The organism is Bradyrhizobium sp. CSS354 (genome assembly GCF_029051725.1).
Taxonomy (GTDB): domain Bacteria; phylum Pseudomonadota; class Alphaproteobacteria; order Rhizobiales; family Xanthobacteraceae; genus Bradyrhizobium.
In genome coordinates this window covers 117,103-134,663 of record NZ_JAACFU010000015.1, presented here as the reverse complement: position 1 = coordinate 134,663, position 17,561 = coordinate 117,103, and the positions used below count along the sequence as shown (strand labels likewise).

The following is a 17,561-nucleotide window of genomic DNA, read 5'->3' as shown; positions in this document are numbered from 1 at the left end:
CGACGTTCTGTTTAGCGAGTTTGCCGCGCCCTGCAAATCGAGCAAACTCCGCTAAGCGGAATTAGCTCATCGCCCATGCCCGCGCCGCAGGTTGACCTGCGATCAGCGCTTGTCAGGGGCATGGCTTTTTTGGATCATCGGGCGCAAGAAGAACCTGCGCGCCCGCCCACGGGGCCGGACGCGCCAATGGCAAAACACGGGGAACGCTGTGGCGGAGAGTGACAATATCGTCGTCGAGACCGCGGAGAAAATCTTCGCCGATCTCGCCGATCCGCAGACCGTCAACAACGACAAGAAGGATACGTGGCAGGCGCCGCTATGGCAGGCGCTGAGCGAGGCCGGCTTGCCGTTGTCGTGGGTGCCCGACGATCTCGGCGGCTCCGGCGCGAGCCTCGCCGACGGCTTTGCGCTGCTGAACGCCGCCGGCCGTTTCGCAGTCGCGGTTCCCCTGGCCGAAACCATGCTGGCAGGCTGGCTGCTGGCGCAGGCGAAGATCGCATCCCCCGAGGGCGAGATGACGGTGCTGCCGGCTTCGCCCAAGGATCGCATCACCCGCGACGCCGACGGCGCGCTCTCCGGCCGCGCCCGCGGCGTGCCCTTTGCGAAGGCCGCAAAGCACTTTGCAGTGCTGGCCCACGGCAAGGACGGCGCCTCGATCGCGCTGGTCGATGCGAGCAAGGGTCGGATCGAAACCGGGCTCAATGTCGGCTACGACCACAGCGACACCGTCACGCTCGACAAGGTCCAGCCCCTCACCATCAGGTCCGCCCCGAGTGGCTTTGACCAGACCACAATGATGCTGATGGGCGGTGTCGCGCGCAGCCTTCAGATCGCGGGCGCGCTGGAATCGATGCTCGACATCTCCGTGCGCTATTCCAACGAGCGCGTCGCCTTCGAGAAGAAGATCTCCAAATTCCAGGCCGTGCAGCACAATCTCGCTCGCCTCGCCGGCGAGTCGGCTGCTGCGCTTGCCGCGGCTACCTCTGCGGCCGATGCCATCGCCAACGCAAAGTCGTTCAATGACGAGGTCTATCTCGAAGCCGCCTCCGCAAAGATCCGCTGCGCGGAAGCCGCGGAAAAGGGCGGCGCCATCGCGCACCAGGTCCATGGCGCGATCGGCTTCACCCTGGAGCACATCCTGCACCGCTATTCGCTGCGGGCGCTGGCCTGGCGCGACGATTTCGGTTCGGAAAGCCACTGGGCCGTCGAGCTCGGCAAGCTGGTTGCAAACCGCGGCGCCGACGAATTGTGGCCGCTCGTGGCTTCGCGCTGATCAGGGACGAGACAACAATGACCGCTGCCCTCCGTTTCGATCCGATCCGCCTGCCCGAGAAATGCGAGCAACTGCGCAAGGAAGTGCGCGCCTTCCTCGCGGAGGAAATCGCCGCCGGCACCTTCGATCCGCACAAGCCCAACCGCGAAGACACCGACGCGCCGGAATTTTCCCGCCGGGTCGGCGCCAAGGGTTGGCTCGGCATGACATGGCCGAAGAAATATGGCGGCCAGGAGCGCTCGTTCCTCGAACGTTACGTGGTGACGGAGGAGATGCGCGTCGCCAACGCGCCGACGCGGCGGTTCTTCGTCGCCGACCGCCAGAGCGGACCGGTGCTGATCAAGTACGCGCCCGAGCACATCAAGATGGACATCCTACCGCGTATCTGCCGCGGCGAGATCTGCTTCGCGATCGGCATGAGCGAGCCGAACTCCGGCTCGGACCTGTTCGCCGCGAAGACCCGCGCGACCAAGGCCGACGGCGGCTATCTCATCAACGGCACCAAGATCTGGACCTCGTCGGCGCATATCGCCGACTACATGATCGCGATCTTCCGGACGTCGCAGCCGACCAAGGAGAACCGCCGTCACGGCCTGACCCAGTTCCTGGTCAAGATGAAGCAGCCGGGCATCCAGGTGAACCCGATCGGCCAGATCACCGGCCAGTACGAGTTCAACGAGGTCGTCTTCACCGATTTCTTCGTGCCCGACGATCACGTGCTCGGCGAAGTCGACGGCGCCTGGAAGCAGGCGACCAGCGAGCTCGCTTATGAACGTTCGGGCCCCGAGCGCTTTCTCGAGACCTATTACGTGCTGACCGAGCTGGTTCGCGCCGTTGGCCCCAATCCAGACACCCGCAGTGCCGAAGGGATCGGCCGGCTGGTGGCGCAGCTCCACACCATGCGGCGCATGTCGGTCTCGGTCGCGGGCATGCTGCAGGCTGGCAAGGAGCCGGTCGTCGAAGCCTCCATCGTCAAGGACATCGGCACGGTGTGGGAGCAGCAGCTTCCGCACCGCGTGCGCGATCTCGCCGCCTTCGTCGAGGAGACCGCGACCAATCGCGAGACGCTGGAGCGGCAGCTCGACTTCGCCATCAAGACCGCGCCGAAACTCACGATCCAGGGCGGCACCACCGAGGTGCTGCGCGGCATCATCGCCCGCGGGCTTGGCTTGCGCTAATCATTCGAGGACATCATGAGCACTTACAAAGATATCGGCGTCGAAAAAATTGGTCACGTCGGCACCATCGAGATCCGCCGCCCGCCGCTCAACTTCTTCGACATTTCGCTGATCAACCAGATCGCGGATGCGCTCGACGAGTTCGACCGCGACATCGAGATTCGCGCCTCGGTGCTGTCGGCGCAAGGCAAGGCATTCTGCGCCGGTGCCAACTTCCAAGACCCGGCCCGCCAGGCCCAAGAGGCGCGCGAAGCCGACAAGACGGCCAAGGGCGATCCGGCTGACAGCCTCGGGGCGATCAATCACCTCTACATCCAGGCCGTGCGCATCTTCCGCGCCAAGAAGCCGATCGTCGCCGCCGTGCAGGGCGCCGCCATCGGCGGCGGACTGGGCCTCGCGGTCTCGGCGGACTTCCGGGTCACCTGCCCCGAAGCGCGCTTCTCCGCAAACTTTACCAAGCTCGGCTTCCATCCCGGGTTCGGCCTGACCGTGACGCTGCCCGAGCTGATCGGCAAGAACAACGCCGAGCTGATGTTCTACACCAGCCGCCGCGTCACCGGCGAAGAGGCCTTCAAATGGGGCCTCGCCAACGAACTCGTGCCGCAGGACCAGGTCAAGGCGGCCGCCCTGAAGCTCGCCAGCGAGATCGCCGAATGCTCGCCGCTCGGCCTGGTCTCCACCCGCGCCACGATGCGCGCCGGGTTGGCCGACCGCGTCATGGCCGCGACCAATCACGAGCTCGAGGAGCAGACCCGGCTGCGCGCGACGGAAGACTTCAAGGAAGGCGTGAAGGCAACGGAAGAACGGCGGACGGCGAATTTTAGGGGGCGGTAGCTTTCAACTTTGGCCGGAGGGAGATGTTTGGCGAAGACTCTTAGTCGTTCTTCGGTACGAACACCGTGCTCCCTCGATAGATCACGCAGTATGGGTCCCGGCCGCCGTGCGCAATTGCGCACTAGGCCGGGACGATGGCGTTGATTGTGACAACTACTTCCGCCCCACCAAGCGATCAAGCAACAAGCCGGAACGTCACCCCGCCCAGCAGGAACTCATCGCCCGCGACCGCAAGACCCTTTGCCCTGGCGGCGTGCAACACGCGCGCCGTATCCGCCACCCGAAACTCCAGCGCGCTCATGATTTCGCTGGCGCCCTTCACGAAACGGAAGGTCGCGTTGGGCAGCGCCAGTTCAGCATCGCCACTCGGCGCAACGCCGATGAGCTTGCCCCAATGCTCGGCCAGCCCTTTCGGGTCCGGGCTCTGCATTTCCACGCTCGTCAACGCCTGCGTCACGTCCTTGCGGATGAATTTCTGCCAGTCCGGCCCCGCCGGCGGATAAGGCCCTAAAATGTCGTCGCTGCCTTCGGTGTGGTTGAACTCGATGAAGGCGCCGCGGCAGTCGCGGGGATGGAGCTGCACGCCGTGATAGGGCGCGTGGTCGATGACGTTGGCGGTGCGCACGCCGAGCGCGTTGGCATTGCGACCGCGCTCGTCGGGATCGTTGCAGCAGAAGATCGCCATGTAGCCGCCGCGCCCGCCGCTCTTCTCGATGAAGCGGCCGGCGGTGGTGCCGTCCTTGAACGGCGCAACCACCTCCAGCATGATCGTGTCGACCGGCAGCAGCGCGTTCTCCAGGCCGTATTTCGCGACGTTGCCGTCGCGGTAGCAGACAGCGAGGCCCATGATATCAGCGATGTCAGTGATCACGGGCGCGAGCTGCGGCGCGACCAGGCAGATCTGTCGCAACCGCATATAGGGCGCCATTGTCATGCGCCTTTGAAGGTCGGCTTGCGCTTCTCGACGAACGCCTTTGCGGCCTCCTTGTGATCCTCGGTATCGCTGCAGCGGGTATGGTGGATCGCCTCGCCATCGAAGCAATCCTCCAGCGCCAGATGCTCGGCATTGTTGATGTTGCGCTTGATGAAGCCGAGCGCGATCGACGGCCCCTGCGCCAGCGACAGCGCGAACTCGTGCGCGGCCGCGTCGATCTCGGCGTCGGGGACGACCTTCGTCACCATGCCGATCGCATGCGCTTCCTTCGCGGAAAGCACCGGCGAGGTCAGATAGAGCTCGCGCGCCCGCGCGCTACCGAGCAGTTGGGTGAGAAAATAGGTGCCGCCGTAATCGCCGGAGAAGCCGACTTTTGCGAAGGCGGTGGTGATCTTGCAGGATTCGGAGGCGACGCGGAGGTCACACGACAGCGCCATCGACAGACCCGCGCCGGCCGCCGCGCCGTCGAGCTGTGCCACCACAGGCTTCGGCATCTGGTGCAGGATGCGCGACACCTCCATGCCGCGGCGCAGGTTCGCCATCTTCACCTCGAACGGCAGCGGCGCCCGGCCCTCCGCCATCGACTTGACGTCGCCGCCGACGCAGAAGCTGCCACCCGCGCCCTTGAACAAGACCGCGCGCACCTCCGGATCATCCGCCGCGCGCCGCGCCGCCACGACCAGCCCGGCGACCATGTCCGGGTTGAGCGCGTTCTTCCGCTCGGGCCGGTTCATGGTGATGGTGAGCAGCCCGCCTTCGAGCTTTTGCAGGACCATGTCGTTACTCATGGGGCGTCTCCCTTGTTGTTGTTTTGTATCTCCGTCGTTCCGGGGCTCGCGAAGCGAGAACCCGGAACCTCGAGGTCCCGGGTTCGCTTCGCGCCCGGGGATGACGTCGTGACTGACGTCACGCCGTCACTTCTTCACCAGCGGACAGCGCGACTGCTCCAGCGACTGGAACGCCTCGCTGCCCGGCACGGTGGCGAGCAGCTTGTAGTCATCCCAGCGGCCCTTGGATTCCGACGGCTTCTTGACCTCGAACAGGTACATGTCGTGCAGCATGCGGCCGTCCTCGCGGATCTTGCCGTTCTTGGCGAAGAAGTCGTTGATCGGCGTCTCCTTCATCACTTTCATCACCGTCGCAGCGTCGGTCGTGCCGGCCGCCTTCACCGCTTTCAGGTAGTGCGTCACGGACGAATAGACGCCAGCCTGCGCCGAGGTCGGCGGCCGCTTCATGCGCTCCTGGAAGCGCTTCGAGAACGCGCGGGTGTCGTCGTTGAGATCCCAGTAGAAGGCTTCCGCAAGCAACAGGCCCTGCGCGGTCTCGAGCCCGATCGAGTCGATGTCGGTCACGAAGGCGAGCAGCGGCGAGACCTTCTGACCGCCCTTGGTGATGCCGAACTCGGCCGCCTGCTTGATGGCGTTGACGGTGTCGCCGCCGGCGTTCGCGAGCCCGATCACCTTTGCTTTCGAGGCCTGGGCCTGGAGCAGGAACGACGAGAAATCCGACGTGTTGAGCGGATGACGCACGCTGCCGAGCACCTTGCCGCCAGTCTTGGTCACGACGGCGCTGGTGTCCTTCTCCAGATCCTGGCCGAAGGCGTAGTCAGCGGTGAGGAAGTACCAGGTGTCGAGGCCCGACTTCACGGCCGCAAGGCCGGTCACATTGGCTTGGCCGTAGGTGTCGAACACGTAGTGAATGGTATAGGGACCGCAGGCCTCGTTGGTGAGACGGATCGAGCCCGGGCCGTTGAACATGATGATCTTGTTGCGCGCTTTCGCGATCTCTCCGGCGGCGAGCGCGGTCGCGGAGGCCGCGACGTCGTAGATCATCTCGACGCCCTGATTGTCGAGCATGTCGCGGGCGATGTTGGCGGAGAGATCGGCCTTGTTCTGATGGTCGGCGGCCAGCACCTGGATCTTGCGGCCGAGCACCTCACCGCCAAAGTCCTCCACGGCCATCTTGGCCGCGGTCTCGCTGCCGGGGCCGGTGATGTCGGCATACAGGCTCGACATGTCGAGGATGCCGCCGATCTTCAGTGGCGGTTTATCCTGGGCCTGCGCGGCGCTTGCACTCAGCGCCAACGCAGCAGCAAAAATGCCCGACAAAACATGCTTCATCGAAAAGACCTCCCTTATCGCGCCGTACTCTGATGGCGGCTTGGTTGTTGCTCTTGGTTAAAGCTGTTGCCGCAATCATGCCGCATGCACAAGAGCGCATCAAGCGAAGCTGCGCTACGAGAACAGGATTGGCGCGCATGTTTTCCGCAAAGCGGAATGGCGAAGTACAGGCAACTGCTTCCACGTCGTTGCTTCGCTGCGCTCGCAATGACTGAGCCTGACGAAGCCTCTTCGCGGCACGCCACGCTTGAGTTAAGACTGTCGCGCAACGCAACCTCACCGGGCAACGTGACACAACGGCTTCGCCTGATCGCAATCCTTCTCGTCGCGAGTCAGAACGCATTCGCGAGCCCGTGCCAGTTCGAGTCCCAAGGCGAAGGCCGCGTCACCGCGGTCGATGCGCGCAGTCTGCGTCTCGATGACGGCCGGGAAATTCGGCTGACCGGCATCGAGCCGACCGCGACCACGAAGCAGGCGCTGACCGCGCTGCTCGTCGGTCGCGACGTGATCCTGCGCAGTGCCGACGACACGCCCGATCGCTATGGCCGCCAGGGCGCGCTGGTCTTTGTCGGCGAGAGCGACATCTCCGTGCAGGCGACGCTCCTCGCCCAAGGCGACGCCATCGTCTCCGCCGAGATCGCCGATAAGGACTGCGCGGCCCTCCTGATGACGTCGGAGGCTGAGGCGAGGCGCCAAAAAAAGGGCAGCTGGGCTGACCCGTCGGCCATAAAAAACGCGGAAAGTTCGGACGATATTTTGGCGGGGATCGGGCGTTTTGTGGTGGTCGAAGGCAAAGTCCTGTCGGTCCGGCAAGCTGGGGCAATGACCTACCTCAACTTCGGACGAAACTGGACACGCGGCTTCGCCGTGACTATTTCAAAGCGCATGGTACCCGCGTTCGAAAGCGCCGGGATCGCCCCTAAGTCTCTGGAAAATAAACGTATTCGCGTCCGGGGCTGGGCTGAGGGGAATACGGGGCCGCGTATCGATGTACGCCTCGTGGGACAAATCGAGTTGCTGGGCGCAAACGAGCCGACAGGGGTAAGGCCCTAAAAGGGGCCAGGCACGGGTTAAGCGACGTGAATGGGGTGCTAGGACGGCACGGACAAGGTGAACGCCGCCGCCTGCGGGCAGCGCCGGCTGCGCTATGCCTCGTGCTCGGTTCAGCCCTTGCCGGTTGCGGCGATATGGGCCGCTTCCAGACCGCGGCGGCGCCGCCGACCGTCGCGATGCCCAAGCCGAAGCCCGCCGTCGCGCAGACCCCCGCCACCGAGAAGGAGCACGAGCGCATCCTGGCGAGCTATGGCGGTACCTATGACGACCCCAGGCTCGAATCGCTCGTCAGCAAGACCGTCGACCGGCTGGTCGCGGCGTCCGACCGCCCCGACCAGGGTTACCGGGTCACGATTCTCAATTCCGGCGCGGTGAACGCCTTCGCGCTGCCGAACGGCCAGCTCTATGTCACGCGCGGTCTGCTTGCGCTCGCGAGTGACACGTCGGAATTGTCCTCCGTGCTCAGCCACGAGATGGCGCATGTGCTGTCCAAGCACGCCGCGATGCGTGAGGACCAGGCCCGCCAGGCCGCGATCGTCACCCGCGTCGTCACCGACATGAGCAACGATCCCGATCTCACCGCGCTCGCGCTCGCCAAGACCAAGCTCACCATGGCGAGCTTTTCGCGCAATCAGGAGTTCGAGGCCGACGGTGTCGGCGTCGGGATTTCCGCCAAGGCCCGTTTCGACCCTTATGGTGCCGCACGCTTTCTCTCGGCGATGGAGCGCAATGCCGAGCTGAAGGTCGGCAAGACCTCGCTCGATCCGCGCGCGCAGGATTTCACCTCGTCGCATCCGGCAACGCCCGAGCGCGTGCAGAACGCGCAGACCATCGCGCGGCAATACGCTGCGCCAGAGGGCGGCGAGCGCGACCGCGAGACCTATCTCGCCGCGATCGACAATCTCGTCTACGGCGAAGATCCCAGCGAAGGATTTGTCCGCGGCCGGCGCTTCCTGCATCCGAAGCTCGGCTTCACCTTCCAGGCGCCGGACAATTTTACGCTGGACAATACCGCGCAGGCCGTGATCGGCGTGCGCGACGGCGGCTCGCAGGCGATGCGTTTCGACGTCGTGCGGGTGCCGGCCGAACAGTCGCTCGGCGATTACCTGAATTCCGGCTGGATGGAGGGTGTCGAGAAGGCCTCCACCGAGGACATCACCATCAACGGTTTTCCGGCTGCGTCCGCCACCGCCAAGGGCGACCAGTGGCAGTTCAAGGTCTATGCGCTGCGCTTCGGCAGCGACGTCTACCGCTTCATCTTCGCGGCGCGGCAGAAGTCGACCGAGAGCGAGCGCAATGCGCGCGAGACCGTCGGTTCATTCCGCCGCCTGACGCTCGACGAGATCCAGGCCGCGCGCCCGCTGCGCATCAAGGTCATCACCGTGCAGCCCGGCGACACCGTGGAATCGCTCTCCCACCGCATGGCCGGCGTCGATCACCCGGCCGAGCGTTTTCGCGTCCTCAACGGCCTCGATCGCAACGCGCAGGTAAAGGTGCGCGATCGTGTTAAGGTCGTGGCGGATTGACGTACGCTAAACTGCCGTAGGGTGGGCAAAGCGAAGCGTGCCCACCATTCCCGATCAGGATTGTTGATAGATGGTGGGCACGGCGCTTACGCGCCTTTGCCCACCCTACAAGCTCCGCCCGATCAGCGCCCCGCGTCCATATCGCCGGCCTCGCGCTGGCCGCTGAGCCATAGCGCGAGCAAGGTCCAGAACGCGCCCGACAGCAGGTACGCACCCGAGGCAATGACGCCGAGATTGGTCGCAAGCAACAGAGCGACCAGCGGTGCAAAGCCGGCGCCGAACAGCCAGGCCATGTCGGAGGTCAGCGCCGAAGCCGTGTAGCGATACGTCTGCTTGAAGTTCGAGGCGATCGCACCCGACGACTGGCCGAACGACAGACCGAGCAGGATGAACCCGATCACCATGTAGATGGTCTCGCCGAACGCGCCGGCATCGAGCAGCTGCGGGGCAAAGCCGCTGTAGATCGCGATCGCGATCGCCGATCCCATCAGCAACGACTTGCGGCCGACGCGATCGGCGATGACGCCGGAGAGCACGATCGCGCCGACGCCGAACACGGCGGCGACGATCTCGATGATCAGGAAGCGCACCGGGCTTTCGCGGGTGAACAGGAACACCCAGGACAGTGGAAACACCGTGACCATGTGAAACAGCGCGAAGCTTGCCAGCGGTGCAAACGCACCGAGCATGATGTTCTGGCCTTCGCGCGCCACGGTCTCGGAGATGCGCGAGGGCTGCAATTCGCGGGTCTCGAACAGCGAGGCATATTCTTCCGTCGTCACCATGCGCAGCCGCGCGAACAGCGCCACGACGTTGATGGCAAAGGCGACGAAGAACGGATAGCGCCAGCCCCAATCGAAGAAATCGTCGGCCGAGAGATTCCCGGCGAAATAGGCGAACAGCCCGCTCGCCACGATCAGACCGAGCGGCGCGCCAAGCTGCGGCACCATCGCGTACCAGCCGCGCTTCGAAGGCGGCGCGTTCAGCGCCAGCAGCGAGGCCATGCCGTCCCAGGCGCCGCCCCAGGCCAGACCCTGTGCGATGCGCGCCAGCGCCAGCAGCCAGATCGCGGCAACGCCGATCTCGTGATAGCCGGGCAGGAACGCGATCGCGACGGTGGCGGTGCCGAGCAGGAACAGCGCCGAGATCAGCTTGGCCGTCTTGCCGTATTCGCGGTCGACCGTCATGAAAATGACGGTGCCGATCGGCCGCGCCATGAAGGCCAGCGCGAAGATCATGAAGGAATAGAGGGTGCCGGTCAGTTCGCTCGTGAACGGAAATACCAGGCGCGGGAAGACGATCACCGAGGCGATCGCGAAGACGAAGAAGTCGAAGAATTCCGAGGTGCGGCCGATGATGACGCCGATAGCGATCTCGCCGGGACTGGCCTGGTCGTGGCCGTGCTCGCCCGAGTGGTCTGCCATTGCGGGGGTCTGTGCCATCGCCATTCGTGCGCCCTTAACGTCCTGAAAACCAAAGCCGACCGCCCGGCAAGGCGCCAGGCAATCCAAGCCTGTCTGGCGCAACATCCCGCACTGCAACATTGGACAAATTGTCCAATGTCCCGATTGCTGCGCCGCAGCTACCCCTTGGGCCCGCAAAGGAAACTCATTCTCATAAGGCTCGGCCCGTGTCCCGTTTCAAGATTCTGGCGCTGCTACCCCTGGCGGTTGCGCTCAGCGGCTGCAACTACGTCGTGCTGGCGCCGGCCGGCGATATCGCGGCGCAACAGCGCGACCTCGTCATCATTTCCACCGTCCTGATGCTCTTGATTGTCGTGCCCGTGATGGCGCTGACGGTGCTGTTCGCCTGGCGCTACCGCCAGTCCAACACCGACGCCCGGTACGAGCCGGAATGGGACCACTCGACCAGCCTCGAGCTGGTGATCTGGTCGGCGCCGCTTCTGATTATCGTTTGCCTGGGCGCGCTGACCTGGATGGGTACGCATCTGCTGGACCCCTATCGCACGCTCGGCCGCATCCATGCCGACCGCGCCGTGGACCAGTCAAAGGCCCCGCTCGAGGTCGACGTCGTCGCGCTCGACTGGAAGTGGCTCTTTATCTATCCGGACTACGGCATCGCCACCGTCAACGATCTGGCAGCTCCGGTCGATCGTCCCATCAACTTCCGCATCACAGCGTCCTCGGTGATGAATTCGTTCTACATCCCCGCGCTGGCCGGCCAGATCTACGCGATGCCGGGCATGGAGACCAAGCTCCACGCCGTCGTGAACCACGCCGGCACCTACCGGGGCTTTTCGGCGAACTACAGCGGCGCCGGCTTCTCCGGCATGCACTTCAACTTCCAGGGTCTCGACGACAAGGACTTTGACGCCTGGATCGCCAGCGCCAAGTCCGGCGGCGGCTCGCTCGGGCGTGCCGAATATCTCCAACTCGAAAAGCCCAGCCAGAACGAGCCGGTGCGGCGCTACGGCACGATCGATTCCGATCTCTACCGCCTGATCCTCAACATGTGCGTCGAGACCGGAAAGATGTGCCAGAGCGAGATGATGGCGATCGACGCCAAGGGCGGCCTCGGCCACGAGGGCCTGAACAACACCCTGTCACTGGCCTACGACAAATACGCCCGCCGCGGCACGGCGCTTGGGCCGGAGCCGACCTTCGTCGCCGGCACCTGCACGCCCGAGGCGCCGCAGGGCAGGACCACCGCCTCCATCACGGCACCTCTCGACACCGCGCCGCTGCTCGGCGCCGGCCTGAAGCGGCCGACTTTCACGCCGCTGAAGTCCTCGTCCTTCTTCCTCGGACAACGTCCGAAGTCAGATTCGTAAAGAGATCCCGCATGTCTCCTGATCTTCTCAAGCTCATCTTCGGCCGGCTCACCTTCGAATCGCTGCCGCTGCACGAGCCGATCGTCGTCGGCACCTTTGCCGTGGTTGCAACCGGCGGCCTCATCATGGTCGCCGGCCTGACCTATTTCCGCGTCTGGGGTTATCTCTGGAGCGAGTGGTTCACCAGCGTCGACCACAAGCGCATCGGCATCATGTACATGATCCTCGGCATCGTGATGCTGCTGCGCGGCTTCGCCGACGCGCTGATGATGCGGTTGCAGCAGGCGCTCGCCTTCGGCGGCTCGGAGGGCTATCTCAACTCGCATCACTACGACCAGGTCTTCACCGCCCACGGCGTGATCATGATCTTCTTCGTGGCGATGCCGCTGGTTACCGGCCTGATGAACTTCGTCGTGCCGCTCCAGATCGGTGCGCGCGACGTGTCGTTCCCGTTCCTGAACAATTTCAGCTTCTGGATGACGGTCGGCGGCGCGGTGCTGGTGATGGCTTCGCTGTTCATCGGCGAATTCGCCCGCACCGGCTGGCTCGCTTATCCGCCGCTGTCGAACATCGGCTACAGTCCGGATGTCGGCGTCGACTATTACATATGGGGGCTGCAGGTCGCGGGCGTCGGGACGACACTGTCCGGCATCAACCTGATCTGCACCATCGTCAAGCTGCGGTGCCCGGGCATGACCATGATGCGGATGCCGGTGTTCACCTGGACCGCGCTCTGCACCAACGTGCTGATCGTCGCTTCCTTCCCGGTTCTGACCGTCGTGCTCGCGCTGCTTTCGCTCGACCGCTACGTCGGCACAAACTTCTTCACGAACGATTTCGGCGGCAGCCCGATGATGTACGTGAACCTGATCTGGATCTGGGGTCATCCCGAGGTCTACATCCTGGTTCTCCCCGCCTTCGGCATCTTCTCGGAAGTGACCTCGACCTTCTCGGGCAAGCGGCTGTTCGGCTACACCTCGATGGTCTACGCCACGGTGGTCATCACGATCCTGTCCTACCTGGTCTGGCTGCACCACTTCTTCACGATGGGGTCGGGCGCCAGCGTCAACTCCTTCTTCGGCATCACCACGATGATCATCTCGATCCCGACGGGGGCGAAGATGTTCAACTGGCTGTTCACGATGTATCGCGGCCGCATCCGCTTCGAGCTGCCGATGATGTGGACGATCGCGTTCATGCTGACCTTCGTGCTCGGCGGCATGACCGGCGTGTTGCTCGCGGTGCCGCCAGCCGACTTCGTCCTGCACAACAGCCTGTTCCTGATCGCGCACTTCCACAACGTGATCATCGGCGGCGTCGTGTTCGGCGCGTTCGCCGGCATCGGCTACTGGTTCCCGAAGGCGTTCGGCTTCAAGCTCGACCCGTTCTGGGGCAAGCTGTCATTCTGGTTCTGGGTCACGGGCTTCTACCTCGCCTTCATGCCGCTCTATGTGCTCGGCCTGATGGGCGTGACCCGCCGGCTACGTGTGTTCGACGACCCGAGCCTGCAGATCTGGTTCATCGTGGCCGGCATCGGAGCTTTCCTGGTCTTCCTCGGCATCCTCTCGATGCTGATCCAGTTCGCGGTCAGCTTCCTCAGGCGCGAGCAGCTCAAGGACGTCACCGGCGATCCCTGGGATGCGCGCACGCTGGAATGGGCGACCTCCTCGCCGCCGCCGGCCTACAACTTCGCTTTCACCCCCGTCGTTCACGACAATGACGCGTGGTGGGACATGAAGAAGCGCGGCTATCAGCGCCCGCTCCTTGGGTTCAAGCCGATCCACATGCCCAGCAGCACCGGCACCGGCATCATCCTTGCCGGCCTTGCCACCGCGATGGGCTTCGGCCTGATCTGGTACATCTGGTGGCTGGCGGCCGCGAGCTTCATCGCGATGCTCGCCGTCGGCATCGGTCACACCTTCAACTATCACCGCGATTTCGACATTCCGGCCGACGACGTCATCCGGGCCGAAGACGCGCGCACCAAACTGCTCGCCGGAGCCAAGTAAATGACTGTCGCTGTCAATCCCACGCAAACCGGCGAACCGGTGTTCTACCTCGCCGACGAACACCCGCATCCGGAAGGCTACAGCACCTCGCTGGGCTTCTGGATCTATCTGATGAGCGACTGTCTCATCTTCGCGATCCTGTTCGCCACCTTCGGCGTGCTCGGCGGCAATTACGCCGCCGGGCCGGCGCCGAAGGATCTGTTCGAGCTGCCGCTGGTCGCGGTGAACACCTCGATGCTGCTGCTGTCGTCGATCACGTATGGCTTTGCGATGCTGACGATGCAGCAGAACAAGATCGCGCAGACCCAGATGTGGCTGGCGATCACCGGGCTGTTCGGCGCCGCCTTCATCGGCATCGAACTGTCGGAGTTCGCCCACATGATCCATGAAGGCGCGACGCCGCAGCGCAGCGCCTTCCTGTCCGCCTTCTTCACCCTGGTCGGCACCCACGGCCTGCACGTCTCCTGCGGCCTGATCTGGCTGGTGACCCTGATGGTGCAGGTCTGGAAGTTCGGCCTGATCGAGGCCAACCGCCGCCGCCTGATGTGCCTGTCGATGTTCTGGCACTTCCTGGACGTGGTCTGGATCGGCGTCTTCACCTTCGTCTATCTCCTGGGAGTTCTGCGATGAACACCGATACTCACGCCGCCCACGCGGACGATCACCACCATGGCGATGGCCACGCTCACGGCTCGTTCTCGACCTACATGCTCGGCTTCGTGCTCTCGGTCGTGCTCACCGCGATCCCGTTCTGGCTGGTGATGAGCGGCGCGCTTCCGAGCAAGCAGATCACCGCGCTCGTCATCATGGCCTTCGCGGTGGTGCAGATCGTCGTGCACATGATCTACTTCCTGCACATGAACACGACGTCCGAAAACGGCTGGAGCATGATGGCGCTGATCTTCACCATCGTCATGGTGGTGATCGCGCTGTCCGGTTCGCTGTGGGTGATGAACCACCTCAACAGCAACATGATGCCGATCCACCAGATGACCGGGATGAAATGAACGAAATCCGGACCGTGACGAGCAAGGCAAACGGAGCCCGCGGCGACGCTGCGCGCCCGTCCTCGTGGCTCGCGGTCCTCTCGCTCGCGGCCTTCGCGCTTCTGATCGCGCTCGGCGTCTGGCAGATCGAGCGCCGGGCCTGGAAGCTGGCGCTGATCGATCGCGTCGAGCAGCGCGTTCATGCTCGGGCCCAGCCGATCCCCTCGCCGGCGGCATGGCCGACCGTCTCCGCCGCAAGCGACGAATACAGGCACGTCAGCGTCAGCGGCCGTTTCCTGCATGACCGCGAGACGCTGGTTCAGGCCGTCACCGAAGATGGCCCGGGCTATTGGGTGTTGACACCGCTCAGGCGCGACGACGGCACGCTGATCCTGGTCAACCGCGGCTTCGTGCCCTCCGACCGGCGCGACGCCTCGACGCGCCGGGACGGCAATCCGCAAGGCCCGGTCGAGATCACCGGCCTCTTGCGCGTGACGGAGCCAAAGGGCGGATTCCTCAGAACCAACGTGCCTGAACACAATCGGTGGTACTCGCGGGATGTCGCCGCGATTGCGGCGGCACGCGGCCTCGACCATTTCGCGCCCTTCTTCATCGACGCCGAGAGATCACAATCCGGCAACGGCCCAATCGGCGGATTGACCGTGATCAGCTTTCCCAATAACCACCTGATCTACGCGCTGACGTGGTTTGCCCTGGCTTTCATGCTGGCCGGCAGACTTATCGTCACATTCGGCGGCGGGCTATTCCGCCGCAAGAAGCCCTGGAGCGGCTTCGTCCACGAAGCGGCCGGCGGCTCCGATGCTGTCGCCCGCAGGACGGGATCAGATGCTGGAACGATCGTCGAGCCCACCTGACGACGGAAGAACGCATGGCGCCGTCACGCTGCAATCGCAGGCGGACGCGCGCAGCGAGCTGATCGGCGCTGCGCCGACCGACGACGAGACCAACCGTAAGAACATGGCGCTGCTGATCCAGCTGCGCTGGACCGCAGTGGTCGGCCAGATCGTGACCATCGGCGGCGTGCATGTCTGGCTCGGCATTCCCCTGCCCCTCACCCGCATGGGCGCGGTGATCGGCGCACTGATATTTCTCAACATCTCCAGCCTCGTCTGGGTGCGCCATCGCGCCGCGATCACCAACAACGAGCTGCTGGTCGCCCTCATGCTGGATGTCGCCGCGCTGACCGCGCAGCTTTACCTCAGCGGCGGCGCTACCAATCCTTTCACCTCGCTGTTCCTGCTCCAGGTGACGCTGGGCGCGGTGCTGCTCGATGGCCGCTCGACCTGGTCGCTGGTCGCGTTGACCTGCGCGAGCTTCGTCTGGCTGACCGTCGCCTACCGGCCGCTCGATCTGCCGCCGAACCCGCTGAGCGAGACCTACACGCTCACGGTGGCCGGTATGCTACTGGGTTTCGTGCTCAATGCCGTGCTGCTGGTGGTGTTCGTCACCCGCATCAACAGGAATTTGCGCGAGCGGGACGCGCATCTGGCGGCGCTGCGGCAGCATGCCGCCGAGCAGGATCATATCGTGCGCATGGGCCTGCTCGCCTCCGGCGCGGCTCACGAGCTCGGCACGCCGCTCGCCTCGCTCTCGGTCATTCTCGGCGATTGGCGCCGCATGCCCCACCTCGCCGCCGATCAGGAGCTGGCCGAGGACCTCGCGGAGATGGAGACCTCGCTGCAACGTTGCAAGTCGATCGTGACAGGCATCCTGGTGTCGGCGGGCGAAGCCCGCGGCGAAGGATCGTCGCCGACGACGGTGGCGGCTTTCGTCACCGCGCTGGTGGAAGAGTGGCGCGACGCGCGCTCGGCGCGCACGCTGTACTTCGTAAACACCTTCGGCGATGACGTCGCGATCGTCTCGGACGTCGCGCTGAAGCAGGTGATCTTCAACGTGCTCGACAACGCCTACGAGGTCTCGCGCGACTGGGTCGAGCTCGTTGCCGGGCGCGAGGGCGATAATCTCGTGCTGTCGATCAGCGATCGCGGCCCCGGCTTTGCACCGGAGATGCTGGCACAAATCGGAAAACCCTATCAGTCGAGCAAGGGCCGCGCCGGCGGCGGGCTCGGCCTGTTCCTGGTGGTGAACGTGGTGCGCAAGTTAGGGGGCAGCGTGACCGCCGAGAACCACAGGAAGCGCGGCGCCACGGTCCGCCTCACGCTGCCGCTCGCAACGCTCGCGATCGGAGGCAGCTTTGACGCTTGACCGTTCGCTCATCGTCGTCGAGGACGATGCCGGCTTCGCCCGCACCCTGAAGCGTTCGTTCGAGCGCCGCGACTACGAGGTCGTGCTCGCCGCCTCGATCGAGGACGTGCGGAAGGTCCTGGAGGAGCGATCGTTCGGCTATGCCGTCGTCGATCTCAAGCTCGGCGGCGCCTCGGGGCTGGCCTGCGTCGAGCTTTTGCATACGCACGATCCGGAGATGTTGATCGTGGTGCTGACGGGCTTTGCCAGCATCTCCACCGCGGTCGAGGCCATCAAGCTCGGCGCATGCCACTATCTGGCAAAGCCGTCGAATACCGACGACATCGAGGCCGCCTTCAACAAGGCCGCAGGCAATGCCGAGGTCGCGCTCGACAGCCGGCCGACATCGATCAAGACGCTGGAATGGGAACGCATCCACCAGACCCTGATCGAGACCGATTTCAACATCTCGGAAGCGGCAAGACGGCTCGGGATGCACCGTCGGACGCTGGCGCGGAAGCTCGAGAAGCGGCCGGTGAAGTGAGGTTGGTCAACTTTGTAGGGTGGGTTAGCGAAGCATAACCCACCACTTCTTTGCGGCAGCATGGTGGGTTACGCCTTCGGCTAGCCCACCCTACGGACCGAGCAAGAT

General features: G+C 64.5%; 16 protein-coding genes. 12 read left to right on the top strand and 4 right to left on the bottom strand.

All coding sequences use genetic code 11. The features are described from left to right. Window positions 1-208 precede the first annotated feature (208 nt). The 3 genes from GWG67_RS29160 to GWG67_RS29150 are packed head-to-tail and all read left to right on the top strand — an operon-like array spanning window position 209 to window position 3,285. The gene (locus tag GWG67_RS29160) at window positions 209-1,273 is read left to right on the top strand and encodes an acyl-CoA dehydrogenase family protein (protein WP_275172767.1); all 1,065 of its coding nucleotides are present in this window, start codon (window positions 209-211) and stop codon (window positions 1,271-1,273) included. Window positions 1,274-1,290: 17 nt separating this feature from the next. Beyond that, complete coding sequence (locus GWG67_RS29155; RefSeq protein ID WP_275172766.1) at window positions 1,291-2,451, top strand: acyl-CoA dehydrogenase family protein; 1,161 nt, start codon at window positions 1,291-1,293, stop codon at window positions 2,449-2,451. Between the two features lie 15 nt (window positions 2,452-2,466). Then, a complete protein-coding gene (locus tag GWG67_RS29150) occupies window positions 2,467-3,285 on the top strand; it encodes an enoyl-CoA hydratase/isomerase family protein (RefSeq protein WP_275172765.1) in 819 nt (272 codons plus the stop codon). Between the two features lie 175 nt (window positions 3,286-3,460). Here the strand turns inward: GWG67_RS29150 and GWG67_RS29145 are convergent, their stop codons facing one another. The 3 genes from GWG67_RS29145 to GWG67_RS29135 all read right to left on the bottom strand — a co-directional run bounded on the left by GWG67_RS29145 (window position 3,461) and on the right by GWG67_RS29135 (window position 6,339). Next, on the bottom strand, window positions 3,461-4,213 hold the full coding sequence (locus GWG67_RS29145) for a hypothetical protein (RefSeq protein ID WP_275172764.1): 753 nt from the start codon (window positions 4,211-4,213) through the stop codon (window positions 3,461-3,463). Between the two features lie 2 nt (window positions 4,214-4,215). Further along, window positions 4,216-5,007: an enoyl-CoA hydratase gene (locus tag GWG67_RS29140; protein WP_275172763.1), complete on the bottom strand. Its 792-nt coding sequence runs from the start codon at window positions 5,005-5,007 to the stop codon at window positions 4,216-4,218. Window positions 5,008-5,133: 126 nt separating this feature from the next. Next, window positions 5,134-6,339, bottom strand: coding sequence for an ABC transporter substrate-binding protein (locus GWG67_RS29135; RefSeq protein WP_275172762.1), 1,206 nt, complete (start codon window positions 6,337-6,339; stop codon window positions 5,134-5,136). Between the two features lie 207 nt (window positions 6,340-6,546). Here GWG67_RS29135 and GWG67_RS29130 point away from each other — a divergent pair, with 207 nt between their 5' ends. Next, complete coding sequence (locus tag GWG67_RS29130; RefSeq protein WP_275172761.1) at window positions 6,547-7,392, top strand: thermonuclease family protein; 846 nt, start codon at window positions 6,547-6,549, stop codon at window positions 7,390-7,392. A gap of 134 nt (window positions 7,393-7,526) precedes the next feature. Continuing rightward, entirely contained in the window at window positions 7,527-8,918 is a 1,392-nt protein-coding gene (locus GWG67_RS29125) for a M48 family metalloprotease (RefSeq protein ID WP_275172804.1), read from the top strand. A 122-nt stretch (window positions 8,919-9,040) separates the two neighbouring features. On the opposite strand, the gene GWG67_RS29120 is transcribed toward GWG67_RS29125, so the two are convergent. After that, window positions 9,041-10,366: an MFS transporter gene (locus GWG67_RS29120; RefSeq protein ID WP_275172760.1), complete on the bottom strand. Its 1,326-nt coding sequence runs from the start codon at window positions 10,364-10,366 to the stop codon at window positions 9,041-9,043. 182 nt (window positions 10,367-10,548) lie between these two features. On the opposite strand from GWG67_RS29120, the gene cyoA reads away from it, so the two are divergent. Genes cyoA through GWG67_RS29085 form a run of 7 tightly spaced genes read left to right on the top strand, consistent with a single transcriptional unit; the run spans window position 10,549 to window position 17,453 of the window. Next, window positions 10,549-11,709, top strand: coding sequence for a ubiquinol oxidase subunit II (cyoA, locus tag GWG67_RS29115; RefSeq protein ID WP_275172759.1), 1,161 nt, complete (start codon window positions 10,549-10,551; stop codon window positions 11,707-11,709). A gap of 11 nt (window positions 11,710-11,720) precedes the next feature. After that, window positions 11,721-13,718 (top strand): cytochrome o ubiquinol oxidase subunit I, encoded by a 1,998-nt coding sequence (gene cyoB / locus GWG67_RS29110; RefSeq protein ID WP_275172758.1) that lies wholly within the window; start codon window positions 11,721-11,723, stop codon window positions 13,716-13,718. Further along, complete coding sequence (cyoC, locus tag GWG67_RS29105) at window positions 13,719-14,348, top strand: cytochrome o ubiquinol oxidase subunit III (protein ID WP_007604612.1); 630 nt, start codon at window positions 13,719-13,721, stop codon at window positions 14,346-14,348. It begins immediately after the preceding gene. After that, window positions 14,345-14,725: a cytochrome o ubiquinol oxidase subunit IV gene (cyoD, locus tag GWG67_RS29100; protein WP_275172757.1), complete on the top strand. Its 381-nt coding sequence runs from the start codon at window positions 14,345-14,347 to the stop codon at window positions 14,723-14,725. Before cyoC ends, cyoD begins: the two co-directional genes overlap by 4 nt. After that, window positions 14,722-15,579 carry an SURF1 family protein gene (locus GWG67_RS29095; RefSeq protein WP_275172756.1) on the top strand — a complete coding sequence of 286 codons (858 nt, stop codon included), beginning with the start codon at window positions 14,722-14,724 and terminating at the stop codon, window positions 15,577-15,579. The genes cyoD and GWG67_RS29095 overlap by 4 nt, the downstream gene beginning before the upstream one ends. Next, window positions 15,551-16,930, top strand: a complete 1,380-nt coding sequence (locus GWG67_RS29090; protein ID WP_275172755.1) for an ATP-binding protein — start codon at window positions 15,551-15,553, stop codon at window positions 16,928-16,930. Before GWG67_RS29095 ends, GWG67_RS29090 begins: the two co-directional genes overlap by 29 nt. After that, window positions 16,920-17,453, top strand: coding sequence for a response regulator transcription factor (locus GWG67_RS29085; protein ID WP_275172754.1), 534 nt, complete (start codon window positions 16,920-16,922; stop codon window positions 17,451-17,453). The genes GWG67_RS29090 and GWG67_RS29085 overlap by 11 nt, the downstream gene beginning before the upstream one ends. Window positions 17,454-17,561: the final 108 nt, after the last annotated feature.